General features: G+C 63.0%; 19 protein-coding genes and 1 tRNA gene. 8 read left to right on the top strand and 12 right to left on the bottom strand.

Features of this window, described 5'->3' with window-relative positions:
- Nucleotides 1–103 precede the first annotated feature (103 nt).
- The gene (locus tag IFU31_RS09615; protein ID WP_192102807.1) at nt 104–1,984 is read left to right on the top strand and encodes a DEAD/DEAH box helicase; all 1,881 of its coding nucleotides are present in this window, start codon (nt 104–106) and stop codon (nt 1,982–1,984) included.
- A gap of 134 nt (nt 1,985–2,118) precedes the next feature.
- Here the strand turns inward: IFU31_RS09615 and IFU31_RS09610 are convergent, their stop codons facing one another.
- The 3 genes from IFU31_RS09610 to IFU31_RS09600 form a co-directional block, all read right to left on the bottom strand.
- A complete protein-coding gene (locus tag IFU31_RS09610; protein ID WP_122480558.1) occupies nt 2,119–2,718 on the bottom strand; it encodes a YceI family protein in 600 nt (199 codons plus the stop codon).
- A gap of 37 nt (nt 2,719–2,755) precedes the next feature.
- Entirely contained in the window at nt 2,756–3,307 is a 552-nt protein-coding gene (locus IFU31_RS09605; RefSeq protein WP_185794882.1) for a cytochrome b, read from the bottom strand.
- A 198-nt stretch (nt 3,308–3,505) separates the two neighbouring features.
- Complete coding sequence (locus tag IFU31_RS09600) at nt 3,506–5,284, bottom strand: FAD-dependent oxidoreductase (protein WP_192102806.1); 1,779 nt, start codon at nt 5,282–5,284, stop codon at nt 3,506–3,508.
- 189 nt (nt 5,285–5,473) lie between these two features.
- On the opposite strand from IFU31_RS09600, the gene IFU31_RS09595 reads away from it, so the two are divergent.
- A complete protein-coding gene (locus IFU31_RS09595; RefSeq protein ID WP_185794880.1) occupies nt 5,474–6,880 on the top strand; it encodes an adenosylmethionine--8-amino-7-oxononanoate transaminase in 1,407 nt (468 codons plus the stop codon).
- A 133-nt stretch (nt 6,881–7,013) separates the two neighbouring features.
- Complete coding sequence (locus IFU31_RS09590) at nt 7,014–7,733, top strand: 16S rRNA (uracil(1498)-N(3))-methyltransferase (protein WP_185794879.1); 720 nt, start codon at nt 7,014–7,016, stop codon at nt 7,731–7,733.
- A 3-nt stretch (nt 7,734–7,736) separates the two neighbouring features.
- Here the strand turns inward: IFU31_RS09590 and trhA are convergent, their stop codons facing one another.
- The 8 genes from trhA to IFU31_RS09550 all read right to left on the bottom strand — a co-directional run bounded on the left by trhA (nt 7,737) and on the right by IFU31_RS09550 (nt 13,739).
- Nucleotides 7,737–8,354: a PAQR family membrane homeostasis protein TrhA gene (trhA, locus tag IFU31_RS09585; RefSeq protein ID WP_192102805.1), complete on the bottom strand. Its 618-nt coding sequence runs from the start codon at nt 8,352–8,354 to the stop codon at nt 7,737–7,739.
- A 99-nt stretch (nt 8,355–8,453) separates the two neighbouring features.
- Entirely contained in the window at nt 8,454–8,723 is a 270-nt protein-coding gene (locus IFU31_RS09580; RefSeq protein WP_192102804.1) for a hypothetical protein, read from the bottom strand.
- 40 nt (nt 8,724–8,763) lie between these two features.
- Complete coding sequence (gene hisF / locus IFU31_RS09575; RefSeq protein WP_043191638.1) at nt 8,764–9,534, bottom strand: imidazole glycerol phosphate synthase subunit HisF; 771 nt, start codon at nt 9,532–9,534, stop codon at nt 8,764–8,766.
- Between the two features lie 90 nt (nt 9,535–9,624).
- On the bottom strand, nt 9,625–10,362 hold the full coding sequence (hisA, locus tag IFU31_RS09570) for a 1-(5-phosphoribosyl)-5-[(5-phosphoribosylamino)methylideneamino]imidazole-4-carboxamide isomerase (RefSeq protein WP_192102803.1): 738 nt from the start codon (nt 10,360–10,362) through the stop codon (nt 9,625–9,627).
- A 42-nt stretch (nt 10,363–10,404) separates the two neighbouring features.
- Nucleotides 10,405–10,662, bottom strand: a complete 258-nt coding sequence (locus tag IFU31_RS09565) for a DUF2164 domain-containing protein (protein ID WP_122480565.1) — start codon at nt 10,660–10,662, stop codon at nt 10,405–10,407.
- Nucleotides 10,662–11,300 carry an imidazole glycerol phosphate synthase subunit HisH gene (gene hisH, locus IFU31_RS09560; protein ID WP_122480566.1) on the bottom strand — a complete coding sequence of 213 codons (639 nt, stop codon included), beginning with the start codon at nt 11,298–11,300 and terminating at the stop codon, nt 10,662–10,664. Before hisH ends, IFU31_RS09565 begins: the two co-directional genes overlap by 1 nt.
- Nucleotides 11,300–11,893: an imidazoleglycerol-phosphate dehydratase HisB gene (gene hisB / locus IFU31_RS09555; protein WP_043191647.1), complete on the bottom strand. Its 594-nt coding sequence runs from the start codon at nt 11,891–11,893 to the stop codon at nt 11,300–11,302. Before hisB ends, hisH begins: the two co-directional genes overlap by 1 nt.
- A 187-nt stretch (nt 11,894–12,080) precedes the next feature.
- The gene (locus IFU31_RS09550) at nt 12,081–13,739 is read right to left on the bottom strand and encodes an OFA family MFS transporter (protein WP_192102802.1); all 1,659 of its coding nucleotides are present in this window, start codon (nt 13,737–13,739) and stop codon (nt 12,081–12,083) included.
- 407 nt (nt 13,740–14,146) lie between these two features.
- On the opposite strand from IFU31_RS09550, the gene IFU31_RS09545 reads away from it, so the two are divergent.
- The 5 genes from IFU31_RS09545 to IFU31_RS09525 all read left to right on the top strand — a co-directional run bounded on the left by IFU31_RS09545 (nt 14,147) and on the right by IFU31_RS09525 (nt 18,342).
- Complete coding sequence (locus tag IFU31_RS09545) at nt 14,147–16,375, top strand: AsmA family protein (protein WP_192102801.1); 2,229 nt, start codon at nt 14,147–14,149, stop codon at nt 16,373–16,375.
- Entirely contained in the window at nt 16,372–17,436 is a 1,065-nt protein-coding gene (gene mutY, locus IFU31_RS09540) for an A/G-specific adenine glycosylase (RefSeq protein WP_192102800.1), read from the top strand. Before IFU31_RS09545 ends, mutY begins: the two co-directional genes overlap by 4 nt.
- Nucleotides 17,436–17,708, top strand: coding sequence for an oxidative damage protection protein (locus tag IFU31_RS09535; protein WP_043191657.1), 273 nt, complete (start codon nt 17,436–17,438; stop codon nt 17,706–17,708). Before mutY ends, IFU31_RS09535 begins: the two co-directional genes overlap by 1 nt.
- Nucleotides 17,709–17,800: 92 nt before the next feature.
- Nucleotides 17,801–17,876, top strand: a tRNA-Phe gene (locus tag IFU31_RS09530).
- 244 nt (nt 17,877–18,120) lie between these two features.
- A complete protein-coding gene (locus tag IFU31_RS09525) occupies nt 18,121–18,342 on the top strand; it encodes a hypothetical protein (RefSeq protein ID WP_192102799.1) in 222 nt (73 codons plus the stop codon).
- A 101-nt stretch (nt 18,343–18,443) separates the two neighbouring features.
- On the opposite strand, the gene gabP is transcribed toward IFU31_RS09525, so the two are convergent.
- Entirely contained in the window at nt 18,444–19,832 is a 1,389-nt protein-coding gene (gene gabP, locus IFU31_RS09520; protein WP_192058900.1) for a GABA permease, read from the bottom strand.
- Between the last annotated feature and the right edge of the window lie 351 nt (nt 19,833–20,183).

Here is a 20,183-nt window from a genome sequence, read left to right as displayed (position 1 = left end):
TTTGCAACCCCAGCAGGACCGGACGCGACAGTGTCATCACACACCCGTCGCGCCAGGCAAGATTATCCCTCGGGCATAAGCCCCTACTAGAACAGGATTACTCATGTCCTTTGCTTCCCTCGGTCTCTCCGAGGCTCTAGTCCGCGCCATCGAGGCAGCGGGCTACACCCAGCCCACACCGGTGCAACAGCGGGCCATTCCCGCCGTGTTGCAAGGCCGCGACCTGATGGTTGCCGCTCAGACAGGTACAGGTAAGACCGGCGGTTTCGCCCTTCCGATTCTGGAACGGCTGTTCCCAGGTGGTCACCCGGACAAATCCCAACGTCACGGCCCGCGCCAACCGCGCGTGCTGGTCCTGACCCCGACGCGCGAGCTCGCCGCCCAGGTTCACGACAGCTTCAAGACCTACGCCCGCGACCTGAAATTCGTCAGCGCCTGTATCTTCGGCGGTGTCGGCATGAACCCGCAGGTTCAGGCCATGTCCCGCGGTGTCGATGTGCTGGTGGCCTGCCCCGGTCGTCTGCTCGACCTGTGTGGCCAGGGCAGTGTCGATCTGTCCCACGTTGAAATCCTCGTGCTCGACGAAGCCGACCGCATGCTCGACATGGGCTTCGTGCACGACGTCAAGAAAGTGCTCTCGCGCCTGCCGTCCAAGCGTCAGAACCTGCTGTTCTCGGCGACGTTCTCCAAGGACATCACCGACCTCGCCGGCAAGCTGCTGCACAACCCCGAGCGCATCGAAGTCACGCCGCCCAATACCACGGTCGAGCGCATCGAGCAGCGCGTCTATCGCCTGGCCTCGAGCCACAAGCGCTCGCTGCTGGCGCACCTGATCACTCAGGGCGCATGGGAGCAGGTGCTGGTGTTCACCCGTACCAAGCACGGCGCCAACCGCCTGGCCGAGTACCTGGAGAAGCATGGCCTGAGCGCTGTGGCCATCCACGGCAACAAGAGCCAGAACGCACGCACCAAGGCCCTGGCCGACTTCAAGGCCGGCGCCGTACGCATCATGGTTGCCACCGACATCGCTGCCCGTGGCCTGGACATCGACCAGTTGCCCCACGTGGTCAACTTCGAGCTGCCCAACGTCGACGAAGACTACGTGCACCGCATTGGCCGTACTGGCCGTGCCGGTCGCAGTGGCGAAGCGATCTCGCTGGTCGCGCCGGACGAAGAGAAGCTGCTCAAGAGCATCGAGCGCATGACCAAGCAAAAGATCCCGGACGGTGATCTGATGGGGTTCGATGCCAGCACCGTGGAAGCGGAAAAACCCGAGGTGCGTGAACGCCCTCAGGCCAACAATGCCCGCGGCGCTCGCGCGCCACGCGGCGACGGCAGCAGCAATGCCGGTGGTGGACGCAAGGACAAAGGGAAGGACAAAGGCAAGGAAAAGCCCGCCGGGGCGCGTTCTGAACGCCAACCCCGTGACCAGAAGCCACGCCAGCCCCAAGCTGCGCGCCCGGCCGTAGAATCGACTGTTTCCGCCAACCGTGCGCCGGACGAATTCCTCGATGACGAAGTGGACAACTTCGGCAACCGTGCGGATTACGTCAGCCCCTATCAGGGCAAGAACCAGGGCCGCGGTCGTCGTCCGGGCGCTTCGGCTCCGGCCGGTGCTGCCGCGCCTGCAGCCGCGCCTCGCCAGGGTCGTCCTGCCGGTGGTGCGCCGCGCAGCGGTGGCGCCGCGCGTCCCGCTGGCACCGGTGACAACGCTGGTGCCAAGCGTGGCCCGCGCAGCAACGGGGGTGGCGCGCGTGACGGCCAGCCCCGTCGCGAAAGCAATCCGCGCAACCGCCGCCCGGCGCGTGACGAGCAGCCACGCCAGGAACCGGTGGTAGCTGACTCGCGCAACCTGAGCCAACCGGTAATCGTGCACAAGGAATCGAAGATCGATCGTTTCCCGACTGCCGAGCAGCTGGAGCAATTGCCAAGCCGGCCACGGGGTGAAAAGCCTGCGCTGCTGACGCGTAACCGCGAAGGCTGAGCATGAGGTAGGCAGGCCCGCCGCCCTGTGGGAGCGGGCTCTGCCCGCGAAGGTTTCAGCACTGCTCCATGCCTGACACAAAAAAACGCCGCAGCCCTCACAGGCTGCGGCGTTTTTTTGTGTCAGCGAATAACTTACTTCGCTTTCACGCCTTCAAACGTGAAGTACAGCTCGACGGTGTCCGACTGTGGACCCAGGTCCATCGACTTGGGCGCGAAGTCCTTGCGGTTGATCGACGTGGTGCCTTCGAAACCGGCACGGTAGCCGCCCCATGGATCCTTGCCTTCACCCAGGAAGGTGGCCTTGATCACGACTGGCTTGGTCACGCCGTGCAGGGTCAGATCGCCAGTCACGTCAGCAGTGGTCTTGCCATCGGCGCTTTTGCCGGTCGGCTTGACGCTTGTGGACTTGAAGGTAGCCTCGGGAAACGCGGCGACGTCCAGGAAGTCCTTGCTGCTGATGTGCTTGTCGCGTTCGGCGTGGTTGGTGAACACGCTGGCGGTCTTCAAGGTCACGTCGATCTTCGAGTCTTCAGGCTTGGCTGCATCGAAGCTGAACGAGCCATCGAAGTCCTTGAAGGTACCGGTGATGAAGCTGTAGCCCAGGTGGCTGATCTTGAAGTCGACGAAAGCGTGCTGGCCTTCCTTGTCGATCTTGTAGTCGGCGGCCATGGCCTGACCTGCGGTGAACAAGGCAGAGCCAATGGCGAGTGCGGCAAGAGTCTTTTTCAGCATAGAAAGCATTCCTCTGGAAAATTGATAGGTACGGCGGTCAAACTTTGCGACCCAGCATACGGATGAGGGTTGCATCACGATCGATGAAGTGGTGTTTCAATGCGGCGAGGCCATGCAATACGGCGAATATCACCAATACCCAGGCCAGGTAGAAATGCACGGTACCGGCGGTTTCCGCCTGATCGGGCAACCCACTGACCAATGCCGGAATCTCGAACAGTCCGAACACGGGAATCCCCACGCCGTCGGCCGTCGAGATCAGGTAACCGGCGCTCATCACCAGGAACAGGTCCACATAGAGAAACAGGTGGCCCAGATGAGCCGCAGTGCGGGTGAGCTTGCCTTGATTAGGCGTAGCGGGCGGCGGCGGGCTGATGAAGCGCCAGACCACGCGCAGCAACATGAAGAAGAACAGCACCAGACCGATGCTCTTGTGCAGGTCGGGGCCGGCCTTGCGCCATGGGTCGTAATAGCCCAGGCCAACCATCCACAGCCCCAGGGCGAAAAGCCCGAACACGGTCAGCGCGACGCCCCAGTGCAGAACGATGCTGACCCAGCCATAGCGAGAAGTGGAATTACGTAGCTGCATGTGCCTGGACCCTGTAAGAACTGCGCTCAAGATGACTGACTCACCTATCGAATTAAAGCGGAAAATCTCGCTTTGAAATATCGATAAAGTCGATTAAGTCAGTATTAAGCGCAGTGCTGTCGGTGACCAGGGTGCAGCAATAGCACGTTGAAGGCTCGCCGCCGCCCTGTGGGAAAGGCGACGGCGAGGGTGTGAAACCTACGGCTGTACTGCAGGCTTTTTCGCTTCTGTCTTGTTTTTCGGTTCGACCGGTTTCTTGGTTTCGACCGGTTTCTTGGCCACAGGCTTCTTCACCTCGGCTTTCTTCGTCTCCGGTTTCTTGGTGTCGACCTTTTTCACCGGTGCGGCCTTCTTCACAGGCTCGGCCTTGACCGGCGCTGGCGCGGGCACCACCACAGGTACCGGGGCGGGCGTTGGTGCTGGCGCAGGTACTGGTGCAGGTGCAGGTGCAGGTGCAGGTGCAGGTGCAGGTGCTGGCTCGACCGGCTTGGCCACCGGCGTCTCGCCCCCGCCAAACCATTTGGAGAAGAACCCAGGCTTGCTGTCCACGGCCTTCGCCGGCACGGCCACTGGCGGAACCACTTTGACCGGCTCGAAGGATTTACCCGCTGCCAGGTCCACAACCTGGCCAGCGGCGTGCTGGCCACTGCGCAGGGCACCTTCCAGCGTGCCTGGGTACAGCGAATCAGTGTGCTCACCGGCGAAAGCGATGCGCTGCTGCGGCTTTTCCCAGACCTTCCAGAACTTGCTGATCTGTCCCGGCCCGTAGGCCAGGTAAGCACCACCGTAGGAAGGATCGACACTGTAGCGACGGATTTCATAGCCGGTGAAGGCACCGCGTGCCTGAGGATAGAACGCGTGCAGGCGGATCAACACCTGGTCGACCATCTGCTTGTCGCCGAAGGCCTGCAGCAGGCGAGCGTTGTCACCGGATAGGTTGATCACCACGTTGGCGCCGCCCTTCAAGGCCGGCTCGATCCACAACATGCCCAGACCGGTGTTGCTGTAGATCTCGCCAGACATGCGCGCCTTGCTGTCCCACACCGGCGTCTTGAACTTGAGCAGCAACTGGTCGCGCCAACCGTAGTTGGTGCCTTTGATCGCGGCCAATTGACGATTGTCCAGCGCCGGAGTGAAAGCGATCTTGCCCAGCGCACGCAAGGGCACGGCCAGCACCACGTAACTGGCCTGGTAACCCACCGCGCCGACCTTGACGGTCACGCCGTCCTTGTCCTGACTGATGGCCGAGACCGGCGAATCGGTTTTGATGGTCTTGATCTGTTTGACGAAGGCCTGAGCCAGCACGGGGCTGCCGCCAATCAAGCGTGAAGCGCGCAGATCGCGATCGTCGATGTCCTGGTAGACGCGGCTTTGCTGGGCGAAGTACAGCAGCGACAGACGCGATGGTTCGTCATAGCGCGTACGAATTTTCTGATTGATAAGCTGCCGTGCCGTGGCGGGCAGTTGCAGGCGGTCCAGCCAGTTGGACACGTTGATCTGGTCCAGAGCGAACAAGGTGCTGGTCGCGCCGGGGTTTTCCGGGTCCTTGACCGAGCGGGCCAGGTCATCCAGGGTTTTCTCGTAGCGCTTGAGCGCCTCGGCAGTGGCCGGCTGCTTGGTGGCCAGGTCGGCGGCGCTGAAGTATTCGCCGTCGATCAGGTAGCCGGGGTTGCGGACGAATTCCGGCGCCGGCTGGGTGGCCAGCTTGAAGGTGTTCACATAGCCGTTGAGCACCGGCTGGATCTTGCTGCCGCCGATCCACTCGCTGGTGGCCAGGCCCGAGCGGCCGCCAAGGCTGGCGCGCGCCTCGAGCAAGGTCACCTGCCAGCCCTTGGCCTGCAGCTCGTAGGCGGCTGTGAGCCCCGCCAGACCGCCGCCGACGACGATCGCCGTCTGTGCCTTGTCATTGCCCAACGCCTGCGCGCTGAACAGCCCCACCACTATCAGCGCCCAAGCGCGCAACCAACCAGCAGACATGCAGAGAACTCCGGCAGAGCAAGCGATATGGCCGGATCATGCCCCGGCAATGGCAAAGTGCCGCGCAGCATACGCCAGCGCCATACTGCCCGCCAGCGCCGCCATCGAGCATGTTTGGGTTGTGAGCCGAGGCCTCATTGCATAGGCTTGCGCGACTGTTTGCCAAGCGTGTTGCCGCGGGAGAAAAAGATGGGACTCAACGATCAGTGGATGAAGCGCGACCTCGAGGTCTTGTGGCACCCCTGCACCCAGATGAAAGACCACGAGCGGCTGCCGCTGATCCCGATCAAGCGCGGTGAAGGCGTATGGCTGGAGGACTTCGAAGGCAAGCGTTACCTGGATGCGGTCAGCTCCTGGTGGGTCAATGTGTTCGGGCACGCCAACCCGCGCATCAATCAGCGCATCAAGGATCAGGTCGACCAGCTGGAACACGTGATCCTGGCCGGCTTCAGTCATCAGCCGGTGATCGAGCTGTCCGAGCGGCTGGTCAAGATGACGCCCGAGGGGCTGACCCGCTGCTTCTACGCCGACAACGGCTCATCGTGCATCGAAGTCGCGCTGAAGATGAGCTTTCACTACTGGGTCAACCGCGGCCAGCCGAACAAGCAGCGCTTCGTCACGCTGACCAACAGCTATCACGGCGAAACCATTGCGGCGATGTCGGTCGGTGACGTGCCGCTGTTCACCGAAACCTACAAGCCGCTGCTGCTCGACACGCTGAAAGTGCCGAGCCCGGACTGCTACCTGCGGCCCGAAGGGGTGAGTTGGGAGGCGCATTCGCGCACGCTGTTCCAGGCCATGGAACACACCCTGGCCGAGCACCATGAAAGTATTGCTGCGGTGATCATCGAACCGTTGATCCAGGGCGCTGGCGGCATGCGCATGTATCACCCGGTGTACCTCAAGCTGTTGCGCGAGGCGTGCGACCGCTACGGCGTGCACCTGATCCACGACGAAATCGCGGTGGGCTTTGGCCGCACCGGAACGATGTTCGCCTGCGAACAGGCCGGCATCCGTCCGGATTTCCTGTGCCTGTCCAAGGCGCTGACCGGGGGCTACCTGCCGCTGGCCGCCTGTGTGACCACCGATGACGTCTACAGCGCTTTCTACGACGACTACCCGACCCTGCGCGCCTTCCTGCATTCGCACAGCTACACCGGCAATCCGCTGGCCTGTGCCGCGGCGCTGGCGACGCTGGACATCTTCGAGCAGGACAACGTCATCGAGAACAACCGCGCCCTGGCCGAGCGCATGGCCAGCGCCACGGCGCACCTGGTCGATCATGCCCATGTGGCCGAAGTGCGCCAGACCGGCATGGTCCTGGCCATCGAAATGGTTCAGGACAAGGCCAGCAAAACCGCCTACCCCTGGCAGGAACGGCGCGGATTGAAAGTATTCAACCACGCACTCGAACGTGGCGCGTTGCTGCGGCCGCTGGGCAGTGTGGTGTATTTCCTGCCGCCCTATGTGATCACGCCCGAGCAGATCGACTTCCTGGCCGAGGTGGCCAGCGAGGGGATCGATATCGCCACGCGCAGCAGCGTGAGCGTGCAGGTCGCCGAAGATTTCCACCCCGGGTTTCGCGATCCGGGTTGAGTAGGACGTCGCCTGTACCAGTGCTTTCGCGGCCACTGGCCGCTCCTACAGGGGCACACCCTGCAACCGTAGGAGCGGCCAGTGGCCGCGAAAAGGCCCGAATAAACACCACAAAATCACCAGAGACACCCCCATGCGACTGTCCCGCTTTTTCATCGACGCCCCGCTCGCCCTGGGCGAACACGAACTCCCCGAAGCCCAGGCCCACTACATCGGCCGCGTGCTGCGCATGGCCGCCGGCGACAAGGTGCAGCTGTTCGACGGCAGCGGTCAGGAATACCTCGGCACCTTGCTGGAAGTGGGCAAGAAACGCGTCAGCGTCACCCTCGACGAACAGTTTGCCGGCCAGCCCGATTCGCCGCTGGCCATCCATCTGGGTCAGGGCCTGTCCCGTGGCGAACGGATGGACTGGGCGATCCAGAAAGCTACCGAACTGGGCGTGAGTGAAATCACCCCCCTGGTGAGCGAGCGCTGCGAGGTGCGCCTCAAGGACGAGCGCGCCGACAAGCGCATGGCCCACTGGCGCCAGGTGGCGGTCAGCGCGTGCGAGCAGTGCGGCCGTTCCAGCGTGCCGGTCATTCATGCGCCGCAGGCGCTGGCCGATTGGGTCGCCGCCAGCCACGCCGAACTCAAGTTGGTGCTGCATCCCGTTGCAGAGCCGCTGCTCAGCCATGCAAAACCTGCCAGCCTGGCGTTCCTGATCGGCCCTGAAGGCGGTTTGAGCGATGCCGAAGTGGAGCAGGCCAAGGCTGGCGGCTTTCACGCTGCCCGCCTCGGGCCGCGCGTATTGCGCACCGAAACCGCGCCGGTGGTTGCCCTGGCGGTGGCGCAGCAGCTATGGGGTGATTTCTAGGGTTCAGATGACGTAGAAAAAGATCGCGATGAAGTGCAGCACGCTGCCCGCGATCACGAACAGGTGCCAGATCCCGTGGGCATGGCGCAGGCGCTTGTCCAGTGCAAAGAAGATGATGCCCACGGTGTACAGCGCGCCGCCCGCGGCCAGCCAGGCGAATCCGGCGGGGCCCAGCAGGCGCAGCAGCGGCTCGATCGCGACCAGCACGATCCAGCCCATCACCGCGTAGATCACGATGGACAGTACGCGGGCCTCGGAGCGTGGCTTGATCTCCTGCAACATGCCCAGCACCGCCAGCCCCCAGACCACACCGAACAGGCTCCAGCCCCAAGGCCCGCGCAGGGTGACCAGACAGAACGGCGTGTAGCTGCCGGCGATCAGCAGGTAGATCGACAGGTGATCGAGCTTCTGCATGAGCGCTTTGCCGCGCCCGCGCACGCTGTGGTAGATCGTGGAAACGCTGTAGAGCAGGATCAGCGTGCTGCCATAGATGCACACGCTGACGATCTTCCAGGGATCACCTTGAAACGCTGCCACCAGCAGCAGCCAGACAGCACCGACCGCCGCCAGCACAGCCCCTGCCAAATGGGTCCAGGCGTTCATTCGTTCGCCATGGTACATACAAACTCCTTACCCCTGTAGCAGCGGCGCAAGCCCCGTCAAACGCCGACGCGATTAGCCGTCCCACCGCGCTGCCCGCCGATGCGGCTCGCGCCGCTGCTACAGGGTCGCGGTGATGCCGAACGCGGTTGCCGAAACGGTGACCATCATTACCCGGACGCCGGACGCGGTTGCCGTGAAGGCGATCGTCATTACCCGGACGCCGGACGCGGTTACCGCAACGGCGATCGTCATTACCCGGACGCCGGACACGGTTACCGAAACGGCAATCGTCATTACCGGGATGCCGGACGCGGTTACCGCAACGACAGATTCCTTGTAGCAGCGGCGCGAGCCGCGTCGGCGGTGCGTGCGGTGAACCTGGCGCAACGCGGTGACGCCTGACGCGGCTTGCGCCGCTGCTACAGGGTCAGCGGACCACGATGCCTTGCTTGGCCATGAACGCCTTGGCTTCAGGCACGGTGTACTCGCCGAAGTGGAAGATACTGGCGGCGAGCACCGCGCTCGCGCCGCCCTGGATAACGCCATCGGCCAGGTGCTGCAGGTTGCCCACCCCGCCGGAAGCGATCACCGGAATGCCCAACGCGTCGCTGATGGCGCGGGTCACGCCCAGGTCGAAGCCGTTCTTCATGCCGTCCTGGTCCATGCTGGTCAGCAGGATCTCACCCGCGCCCAGGCCTTCCATCTTCTGCGCCCATTGCACGGCGTCCAGGCCGGTAGGCTTGCGCCCACCGTGGGTGAAGATCTCCCAGCGTGGCTCTTCGCCGGGCCCCGAGACCTTCTTCGCATCGATGGCCACCACGATGCACTGGGAGCCGAAGCGCGAAGCTGCCTCGCCGACGAACTCAGGGTTGAACACCGCAGCCGTGTTGATCGAAACCTTGTCCGCACCGGCATTGAGCAGGTTGCGGATATCCGCCACCGTGCGCACGCCGCCGCCCACGGTCAGGGGAATGAAGACCTGGCTGGCCATGCGCTCGACGGTGTGCAGGGTGGTGTCACGGCCATCGACACTGGCGGTGATGTCCAGGAAGGTGATCTCGTCGGCGCCCTGCTCGTCGTAGCGCCGGGCGATCTCGACCGGATCGCCGGCGTCGCGGATGTTCTCGAACTTGACGCCCTTGACCACTCGGCCGTTGTCCACGTCCAGGCAGGGGATGATGCGTTTGGCCAGGGCCATGGGGGTTCTCCGCTAAAGTTGGACCGAGGTGCAGGCGGACGCGGCTTGCGCCGCTGCTACAGGGAGCTGTGGCGCGAGCTGCGTCCGGCGTTACGCGCTGTACGAATCGCAGAATGCCTGGGCCTCGGCGACGTCCAGGGTGCCTTCGTAGATGGCGCGGCCAGTGATGGCGCCGATGATGCCCGGCGCCTTGGCGTCCAGCAGGGCACGGATGTCGCCCAGGTTGTGGATACCGCCGGAGGCGATCACCGGGATCTTGGTCGCGGCCGCCAGAGCAGCGGTGAAGGGTACGTTGCAGCCCTGCATCATGCCGTCCTTGGCGATGTCGGTGTAGACGATCGCCGACACGCCATCGGCCTCGAACCGCTTGGCCAGGTCGATGACCTGCACCGTGCTCACTTCCGCCCAGCCGTCGGTGGCGACGAAGCCATCCTTGGCGTCCAGGCCGACGATGACCTTGCCGGGGAATGCACGGCAAGCCTCGGCGACGAACTCGGGCTGCTTGACCGCCTTGGTGCCGATGATCACGTAGCTCACGCCGGCCTTGACGTAGTGCTCGATGGTTTCCAGCGAGCGGATGCCACCGCCGATCTGGATCGGCAGGTGCGGATAGCGCTTGGCAATGGCGGTGACCACATCGCCGTTCACCGGCTGGCCTTCGAAGGCACCGTTGAGATCGACCAGGTGAAGGCGACGGCAGCCGCCCTCGACCCACTTGGCAGCCATGCTCACCGGATCGTCCGAAAACACCGTGGAATCTTCCATGCGGCCCTGGCGCAGGCGCACGCAGGCACCGTCTTTAAGATCGATAGCGGGGATAATCAGCATCTGCAAAAACCTTCGAAGTCGGTGAACGGCGATGCTCGGAAGTCAGTTCTTCTCGAGCGCCCACAGGTCGCTCTCGATGCTTTCGAACCTCTCGCTGAGGTGCGCCTGCACATCGAAAATCGCCCTGTTGTAATAGTGTGGAGCCATTTCGCGGGTGAACAGCTCGAGCACCTCGAGGGCCTCGAACGAACCCAGGTCGAGATCGAAGCGGTCACGCATGAACCGCTTGATCTTCTCGGCCGCTTCGCTCTCCTGCTCCGGCGTCAGGGTAAGAATGGGCGGCTTGCTGGCCTTGCCCATTACCAGCGTCCATCCCAGGCTGCGAAATTCTGCAGCAGCTGCAGGCCATGGGTATGGCTCTTCTCGGGGTGGAATTGCACGGCGAAGCGTGACCCCTCGGCCAGTGCCGCGGCGAAGTCGCGACCGTAATGGCCGCGCCCCACCACCTGGCCCGGCTTGCCGGCCTCGATGTAATAGCTGTGCACGAAGTAGAAACGCGCCAGGTCCGGAATGTCGTGCCACAGCGGGTGATCCACCGCCTGCTGCACTTCGTTCCAGCCCATGTGCGGGACCTTCAGGTGCTCGCCACCTTCGTGCAGGTCCTTGCCGAAAAAGCGCACCTTGCCGGGAAACACGCCGATGCAGTCGACGCCGGCGTTCTCTTCGCTGTGCTCCATCAACGCCTGCATGCCGACGCAGATACCCAGGAAGGGCCGGTCCTGACTGACTTCGCGCACCAGCACATCGAAGCCCAGGCGACGGATTTCAGCCATGCAGTCGCGAATGGCACCCACACCGGGAAAGACCACGCGGTCGGCTTCACGAATGACATTGGCGTCACTGGTGATCAGTACCTTGCCGGCACCGACATGCTCCAGAGCCTTGGCCACGGAGTGCAGGTTGCCCATGCCGTAGTCGATTACCGCGACGGTCTGCATCAGAGCACGCCCTTGGTCGACGGCATCTGCCCGGCCATGCGTTCGTCGACCGCGACGGCCATGCGCAGCGCGCGGCCGAAAGCCTTGAACACGGTTTCGATCTGGTGATGGGTGTTGTGCCCACGCAGGTTGTCGATGTGCAGGGAGACGTTGGCGTGGTTGACGAAGCCCTGGAAGAACTCCTGGAACAGATCCACATCGAAGCCGCCGACGGTGGCGCGGGTGTAGGGCACGTGCATCTGCAGGCCGGGGCGGCCGGAGAAGTCGATGACCACGCGCGACAGCGCTTCGTCCAGCGGGACGTAGGCGTGGCCGTAGCGAAAGATGCCTTTCTTGTCGCCGATGGCCTTGGCGAATGCCTGGCCCAAGGTGATGCCGACGTCCTCCACGGTGTGGTGGTCGTCGATGTGCAGGTCGCCCTTGCACTCGATGTCCAGGTCGATCAGCCCGTGCCGGGCGATCTGGTCAAGCATGTGCTCAAGAAAAGGAACGCCGATATCGAATCGGGCCTTTCCGGTGCCATCCAGGTTGATCGAGGCTTTGATCTGGGTTTCCAGAGTGTTGCGCTCGACGAACGCGATACGTTCGGCCATCACCAGCTCCGCAAAATCGTTGGGCGAAAAAGGTGATCATTATAGGCACGCAGGCGGGAAACGGGAACAGAAGAGGGGGGAAAGGATGATCTGCGGTGGCCTTTTCGCGGCCGATGACCGCTCTTACGGAATGTCGTAGGAGCGGTCAGTGGCCGCGAACGGGCCACTGCAGATTCAAGCATCTACATCAATGAAACAGCACCGCCGTCTTCTGCAGGGTCACCCACACACCCCACGCCAACGGAATGCCCACGGCCAGCCAGGCAGCGATGGCCAGCGGCTTGGAAGCCGGATTGGCCTTCCACTCCAGCACGGTCGTGCCGTCTGCACCTTTGTCATGGCCCAGCGCCTGCTCGGCCTTGAGCTCGGCATCGGTCATGAAGTACTTGTCGGCCACCGGACGCACCAGCGCGTTGCAGATGAAACCCAGCACCAGCAAACCGGAGAGGATGTACAACGTGGTGTCGTACACGGCCGCGCGCGGAACGCCCTGCGCCAGTTGGTAGTCACGCAGGTTGGTCACCAGCACCGGACCCAGCACACCGGCCACGGCCCAGGCGGTCAACAGGCGACCGTGGATGGCGCCGACCATCTGCGTGCCGAACAGGTCGGCCAGGTAGGCCGGAACCGTGGCGAAGCCGCCGCCGTACATCGACAGCACGATGCAGAAGGCTGCCACGAACAGCGCGATGCTGCCCGAATGACCCAGGGTCGGTACCGAGGCGTACAGTGCCACGCCCAGGGCGAAGAACACGAAGTAGGTCACCTTGCGGCCGATGTAGTCGGAGAACGAAGCCCAGAAGAAGCGGCCACCGATGTTGAACAAGCTGAGCAAGCCGGTGAAGCCCGCCGCGATGGCAGCGATCTGCGCCAGTTGCGCCGAGTCCAGCTGGTTGAACGCCAGGTCCACGCCCAGCAGCTTGCCGCCGAACACTTCCTGCAGCAGCGGCGAAGCCATGCCGAGGATGCCGATACCTGCGGAAACGTTGAGGCACAGTACCAGCCACACCAGGGCGAACTGAGGCGTCTTCCAGGCCACGTTCACGTGCACGTGGCGGTTGGTGATCATGCCCTTGGCCTTCTTCGCCGGAGCGACGTAGCCTTCAGGCTTCCAACCGGTAGGCGGTACGCGGTAGGACAATGCGCCGCCGATCATGAAGACGAAGTAGATCGCCGCCATCACCAGGAAGCTCTGCCACACGCCGACGCTGGTAGGCGAGGCGAAATGGCCCATCAGTACCGCTGCCAGCGGTGCGCCCACCATGGCGCCGCCACCGAAGCCCATGATCGCCATGCCGGTAGCCATGCCGCGCTTGTCCGGGAACCACTTGATCAGGGTCGATACCGGGGAAATGTAGCCCAGCCCCAGGCCGATACCGCCGATCACGCCCGAGCCCAGCCACATCAGCCAGATCTGGTGGGTGTAGATACCCAACGCGGAAATGACCAGACCACCGCACCAGCACAGTGCCGAAACCACACCGGCCTTGCGCGGCCCGGCGTGTTCCAGCCAGCCACCCCAGATGGCTGCCGAGCAGCCCAGGAAGATGAAGAACAGTGTGTAGATCCAGCTCAGCATCGACACCGACCAATCACAGGACGATGAAAACACTTGGCTGAAGAAGCTCATGTCGGGCGTGCACGCCACTGGCGCGGTGATACCGATCGCCTTGGACAATGGCAGCCAGAACACCGAAAAACCGTACGCCATGCCGATGCACAAGTGAATGGCCAACGCTGCTGGTGGAACCAGCCAGCGGTTGAAGCCAGGCTTGGCGATGATCCGCTCCTTGGACAGGAATCCTGGCTGGGCACCCACGCCGCCGCCCGAAAGACTACTGCTCATTTTGTAACCCCCGTTGATTTTTGTAGTTCAGCTGTCTGCACACAAATGCGCCCACATTCTTCACGCGCGTTGGCGATCGATTGTTTTATCGGCAGCACTTGGCAAATCGCGACATAAAGTCGCAGCGGACAGTTGAAGGGGCGGAGATTACCACTAGATGTAACCAATGGAAGCAAACTGCTATCCCTTTATCGCGATGATCTGCCAGGTGGTTGGCAAAATCCCCCTGAATGGCTCGGCAGTCGCCTGATGAAGCGGTGAAACCCACGGCCCAAAGCGCTTGGGCGACCTTCACGAAGCGGCCGTCGGCGCCCAGTGAAATGGCACCGACGGACCGCCCACATCGCCAGTCGCACAACGTTATACTCTCCCGCTAACTTCCAAAATTCGGACTAAAGGACTCGCCCATGAAAGCGTTCGGCAAAATCCTCGGCCTGTGCATTCTCGGTCTGTTGTTGATTCTGGTGGCCCTGGGCTTCGCCCTCACCCACCTGTTCGACCCCAACGACTACAAGGACGAGATTCGCCAACTGGCACGGGACAAGGCTCACGTCGAGCTGACCCTCAACGGGGATATCGGCTGGAGCCTGTTCCCATGGCTGGGCCTGGAACTGCACGACGCCAGCGTGGCCACCCTTGCCAACCCCAAGGCACCCTTCGCCGACCTGCAGATGCTCGGGCTGTCCGTGCGCGTGCTGCCGCTGCTGCGCAAGGAAGTGCAGATGAGCGACGTACGGGTCGAAGGCCTGAACCTGTCCCTGGAACGTGATGCCAACGGCCACGGCAACTGGGAAGACATCGGCAAGCCGCTGCCCGCCACCACGGCCGACGCCACCGACCCGAACGCACCGGCAGTCACCGAGCCGGGCAAACCGCAGGCGCCCTCACGCCCGGTCAAGCTCGACATCGACAGCCTGACCGTGAACAACGCCCGCGTGCAGTACAACGACGTGCGCACAGGCCGCATGTACACCGCCGAAAGCATCCAGCTGAGCACCGGCGCCGTCCACGAAGGCGCGGACATTCCGCTGAAACTGACCGCTTTCCTGGGCACCAACCAGCCGGTCGTGCGGGCCCGCACCGAGCTTGCCGGCGAGCTTCGCTTCGACCGCGTGCTCAAGCGCTACCAGCTCGAAGACATGCGCCTGAGCGGTGAAGCCTCGGGCGACCCGCTGCAGGGCAAGACCGTTACCTTCAGCGCGCAGGGGCAGTTGCTGCTCGACCAGTCCGCCAACGTCGCCGAATGGACCGGCCTCAAGCTGGCCGCCAATCAGCTGCGCGCGCTGGGCGAACTGCGCGTGCGCAATCTGGACAGCGACCCTCAGCTCACCGGCGGCCTGTCGATTGCCGAGTTCGACCTGCGCGCCTTCTTCGACGGCATCGGCCAACCGTTGCCGACGATGGCACCGGGCAGCCTCGGCAAGTTCGAGCTGGTCAGCCGCCTGCAGGGCACCCGCGACAGCCTTGGTCTGGAAGACCTGACGCTGAAACTGGACGACAGCACCTTCACCGGCCGCATCGCCGTGGACGATTTTGCCCGCCAGGCCCTGCGCCTGCAGCTCAAGGGCGACACCTTCAACGCCGATCGCTACCTGCCGGCCAAGACCGAAAAGGCCACCAATGCCAGCGCGGCGCGCCAGGCCGAAGTGCAGAACAGCGAAGCGGCCGCAGTCGCCTCGGGCGAATCACCGCTGCCGGAGCCCCCGACCCGCGGCGCCTGGAGCGATGACCGCCTGCTGCCCGTGGAACGTCTGCGCGCTTTGGACGTGCAGGCCGACCTGACCATTGGCCAACTGACCCTGAAGGGCCTGCCTGTGCACAACGCCACCCTCAAGGCACAGGGCCAGGGCGGTATGCTGACCCTGCAGACCCTGGCCGGCGGCCTCTACAACGGCAGCTTCAACACCCAGGGCACGCTCGACGTGCGCCCGGACATGCCGCTGCTGGCGTTGCAGACACGCATCGACAAGGTGCCGGTGGAAAACTTCATCAAGACGCAGAACGCCAACCCACCGCTGCGCGGCCTGTTGAACCTCAACAGCAACCTCAGCGGTTCAGGCAACAGCCAGAAGGCCCTCGTCGAATCGCTCAACGGTACCGCCAGCTTCGTCCTCAACGACGGCGTGCTGGTCAACGCCAACCTCGAGCAGCAGATCTGCCGCGGCATCTCCGTGCTCAACCGCAAAACGCTCAACGGCGAACCGCGCGGCAAGGACACGCCGTTCAAGGAGCTCAAGGGCAGCCTGGTGTTCCGTAACGGTGTGGCCAGCAACCAGGACCTGCTCGTACGCATCCCCGGCCTGACGGTGAAGGGCAACGGCGACGTCGATCTGCGCGTGCTGGGCATGGACTACCGCATCGGTGTGGTGGTCGACGGCGAACAAGGCACCAGCGCCGACCCGGCCTGCCAGGTGGGCGAGCGCTTCGTAGGCGTCGAGCTGCCGCTGCGCTGCCGCGGCCCGCTGGAGATGGGCGCCAAGGCCTGCCGCATCGACCGTGACGGCTTGGGCCAGGTCGCCGCCAAGCTGGCCGGCGACCGTATTCGCGACAAGATCGACGAGAAGCTCGAAGAAAAACTGGGCGACAAGGTCGATCCAAAACTCAAAGACGCATTGCGAGGTCTGTTCAACCGATGAGCCCCGAGCAGTTTTCCAGCGCCGTGCTGGAATGGTACGACCGCAATGGCCGGCATGATCTGCCCTGGCAGCAGGGCATCAACCCTTACCGGGTATGGGTGTCGGAAATCATGCTGCAGCAAACCCAGGTCAGCACGGTACTGAACTACTTCGACCGCTTCATGGCCGCGCTGCCCACGGTGCAGGCGCTGGCCGAGGCGCCGGAAGACGAAGTGCTGCACCTGTGGACCGGGCTGGGCTATTACACCCGCGCGCGCAACCTGCAGAAAACCGCGAAAATCGTGATGACAGAGCACGGCGGCGAGTTTCCCCGCGACGTCGAGAAACTGGTCGAGCTGCCCGGTATCGGCCTGTCCACGGCCGGCGCGATTGCCAGCATCAGCATGGGCCTGCGCGCGCCGATCCTCGACGGCAACGTCAAGCGCGTGCTCGCCCGCTACACCGCGCAGGAAGGCTATCCAGGCGAGCCCAAGGTGGCCAAGGCGCTGTGGGCCACCGCCGAGCGCCTGACTCCGCAGACCCGGGTGAACCACTACACCCAGGCAATGATGGACCTGGGCGCCACGCTGTGCACCCGCAGCAAGCCCAGCTGCCTGCTGTGCCCGCTGGAAAAGAGCTGTGAAGCGCACATGCTCGGCCTGGAAATCCGTTACCCGGTGCCCAAGCCGCGCAAGACCATCCCGCAACGCGCAACACTGATGCCCCTGCTCGCCAACCGCGACGGCGCCATCCTGCTCTACCGCAGGCCCCCGACAGGCCTGTGGGGCGGCCTGTGGAGCCTTCCGCAGCTCGATGATCTGAGCGACCTCGATCACCTTGCCGACCAGCACGCACTACACATGCTCGCACGCCGTCAATTGCCAGCCATGACCCACACCTTCAGCCACTTCCAGCTGGCCATCGACCCCTGGCTGGTGCAGGTCGAACAGACCGCCCACCACGTGGCCGAGGCCGACTGGCTCTGGTATAACCTCGCCACACCGCCGCGCCTGGGCCTCGCAGCCCCGGTGAAGAAGCTGCTGCAACACGCAGCCGACGCCTTGAACGCAGGAGATCTGTAATGACCCGCACCGTATTGTGCCGCAAGTACAAAGAAGAACTGCCTGGCCTGGAACGCCCTCCCTACCCCGGCGCCAAGGGCGAAGACATCTACAACCACGTCTCCCAGCAAGCCTGGGGCGACTGGCAGAAACACCAGACGCTGCTGATCAACGAGCGCCGCCTGAACATGATGAACGCCGAAGACCGCAAATTCCTCCAGGGCGAAATGGACAAGTACCTGTCCGGCGAGGAATACGCCAAGGCCGACGGCTACGTACCACCCGCCGAATAACCCAGCAAAATCGTAAGCGACGGTAATGATTAAAATTTTTTTCGACATCACGCTTGACGACCCGTCGAAAAACCAGTTTAATGCGCCCCGTTGCCCAGATAGCTCAGTCGGTAGAGCAGGGGATTGAAAATCCCCGTGTCGGCGGTTCGATTCCGTCTCTGGGCACCACTAATACCGAGAAACCCCTGAATTGAAAGATTCAGGGGTTTTTTATTGGGCGGGATTTGGGGGCTGAGTGGCTTCCTCGTACCCCTGCCATGCTCACATATGCTGTTACCTCTCGAACCTATTCACGTCTGCCCCCCCTACAGGCTCATCGGCTATCTTTCAGGCTTCGCGCTTATCTCTCGATAAACACCGGGAGCCACCCAACGATCAAAGGACGGATCAAGAGCAAGCACACGGAGTCAGCATGCATGCCGATGAAAAGCTCGAACATCTCTCGTCCGCCTTACAGTCAATCGGTGAGCAGTCAGCCATGACCTCGAAGAAGCAGGCGTTTCTCAACCACCTTGCCTTGTGCCGGCGGAAGGTCGAGCAGTGGCCGGAATGGAAACAGGCGTTCCTCAAACCACCTGCCAGGGCGCGGACAAGTGATTCCGAAGCGAAGGAACAGGATAACTTGAGCGGCTGACACGCCAAGCCAGGCAAGCTTGCCCGCTTACAGGCCCGCAGAAACAACAAAGGCCGCTGTCGTCACCGACAGCGGCCTTTGCGTTCAAGCGGTCGAAGCGATCAGCGACCGAGCGCCACGCGCGCGTTACCGGCCTTGCGGCGGCTGGAGACGATCAGCCCGGCGACGACCACCGCGATGGCCAGGCCACCGGTGGCGAGAATTTCCACGCGGTGGTCTTCGCGCAGGGCCATGGTGGTGAGCACCGCGACGATGAACAGGATGACCAGGTAGGTGAGGCCGGGGAACAGCCACATCTTGAAGTCGATCTTCTCACCGGCCAACTCGCGCTTGCGGCGCATGCGCAGTTGCGACACGGCGATCACCAGATACACCAGCAGCGCGATGGCGCCAGAGGTAGCCAGCAGGAAGTCGAACACCGCCGCTGGGGCGACGTAGTTGGCGATCACGGCCACGAATGCGGCGGCGGTGGACATCAGCACGGCCACCGACGGGGTACCGGACTTCGAGGTTTTCTGCGCGGCAGCAGGCGCGTCGCCGCGCTTGCTGAGGGAGAACAGCATGCGCGACGCGGTGTACAGCGCCGAGTTCAGGCAGCTGGTCACCGCAACCAATACCACGATGTCGACGATCAGCTTCGCGTTAGGAATGCCGATCAGCTCGAGAACGGTCTGATACGAGCCCAGCTCCGCCAGACGCGGGTCGTTCCACGGCACCAGAGCCACCACCAGGAAGATCGAAACCAGATAGAACAGGAAGATCCGCCAGATCACCGAGTTGGTGGCCTTGGAGATCTGCTGACCGGGGTTCTTCGATTCGGCGGCGGCGATGGTGACGATCTCGGTACCCATGAACGAGAACATGGTGGTCAGCATGGCGGCGACGACGGCACCCAGCCCGTTGGGCATGAAGCCCATGGTGTCGGTGAGGTGGCTGACACCGCTGACCTGGCTGTTGGGCATGAAACCGAACACGGCGCCCAGGCCAACGACGATGAAGGCAATGATTGCCAGCACCTTGATCAGCGCGAACCAGAATTCGAATTCACCGTAGTTCTTCACGCTGAACAGGTTGGTCACCGTCAGCACCAAGGTGATCAACAGCGCGAACACCCAATGCGACACGTCGGGAATCCAGGCATGCAGGATCGAAGCGGCGGCGTTGGCTTCCAGCGGAATCACCAGCACCCAGAACCACCAGTACAACCAGCCGATGGAAAAACCGGCCCAGTGACCGATGGCACGGTCGGCGTAGGTGGAAAACGACCCAGTGTCCGGCGAGGCAACGGCCATTTCACCGAGCATGCGCATGACCAGCACCACCAGGCTGCCGGCAGCAGCATAGGCCAGTAGCACAGCAGGGCCGGCAGCGGCGATGGCGTGCCCGGAACCTACGAACAGGCCGGCACCAATGACACCGGCGATCGACAACATAGTTACATGACGCGGCTTGAGTCCCTGAGCGAGACCTGTGGAATTCTGCGTACTCATAAAACTACCTTTGCGAAGAATAGCGTTCTGTCCGGCGGTGATCGCGAGCCTTGTGCAAAGTCCGCTACACCCCGTTCCTTATCTTTTACGCAAAAATTGCGCCAAATTGTACCAAGGTATATCCTGCCGCCCTGAAACGGACCTCTTGGCCATTCGTGCCAACAGATTGAATCCGTTGAGGTTTGCTTTGCGGGCCGAGACGGATTACCGAACTACTCAGCGTGGGGCGATATGCCGCACCAAAAAACGACGTCGGTAACACCTTCGCACAAAAACAGTGCAACCTAAAGGCGCAACTTTTGCATGGTCACTGCGTGGCTCAGGTGCAACTTCGTGCGACCTGCCTCTTAT

Origin of the sequence: Pseudomonas sp. CFBP 13602 (assembly GCF_014842725.1) — a bacterium.
GTDB classification, from domain to species: domain Bacteria; phylum Pseudomonadota; class Gammaproteobacteria; order Pseudomonadales; family Pseudomonadaceae; genus Aquipseudomonas; species Aquipseudomonas baltica.
Note: the sequence above shows the minus strand (reverse complement) of the source record. Positions and strands in the feature narration are given on the sequence as shown.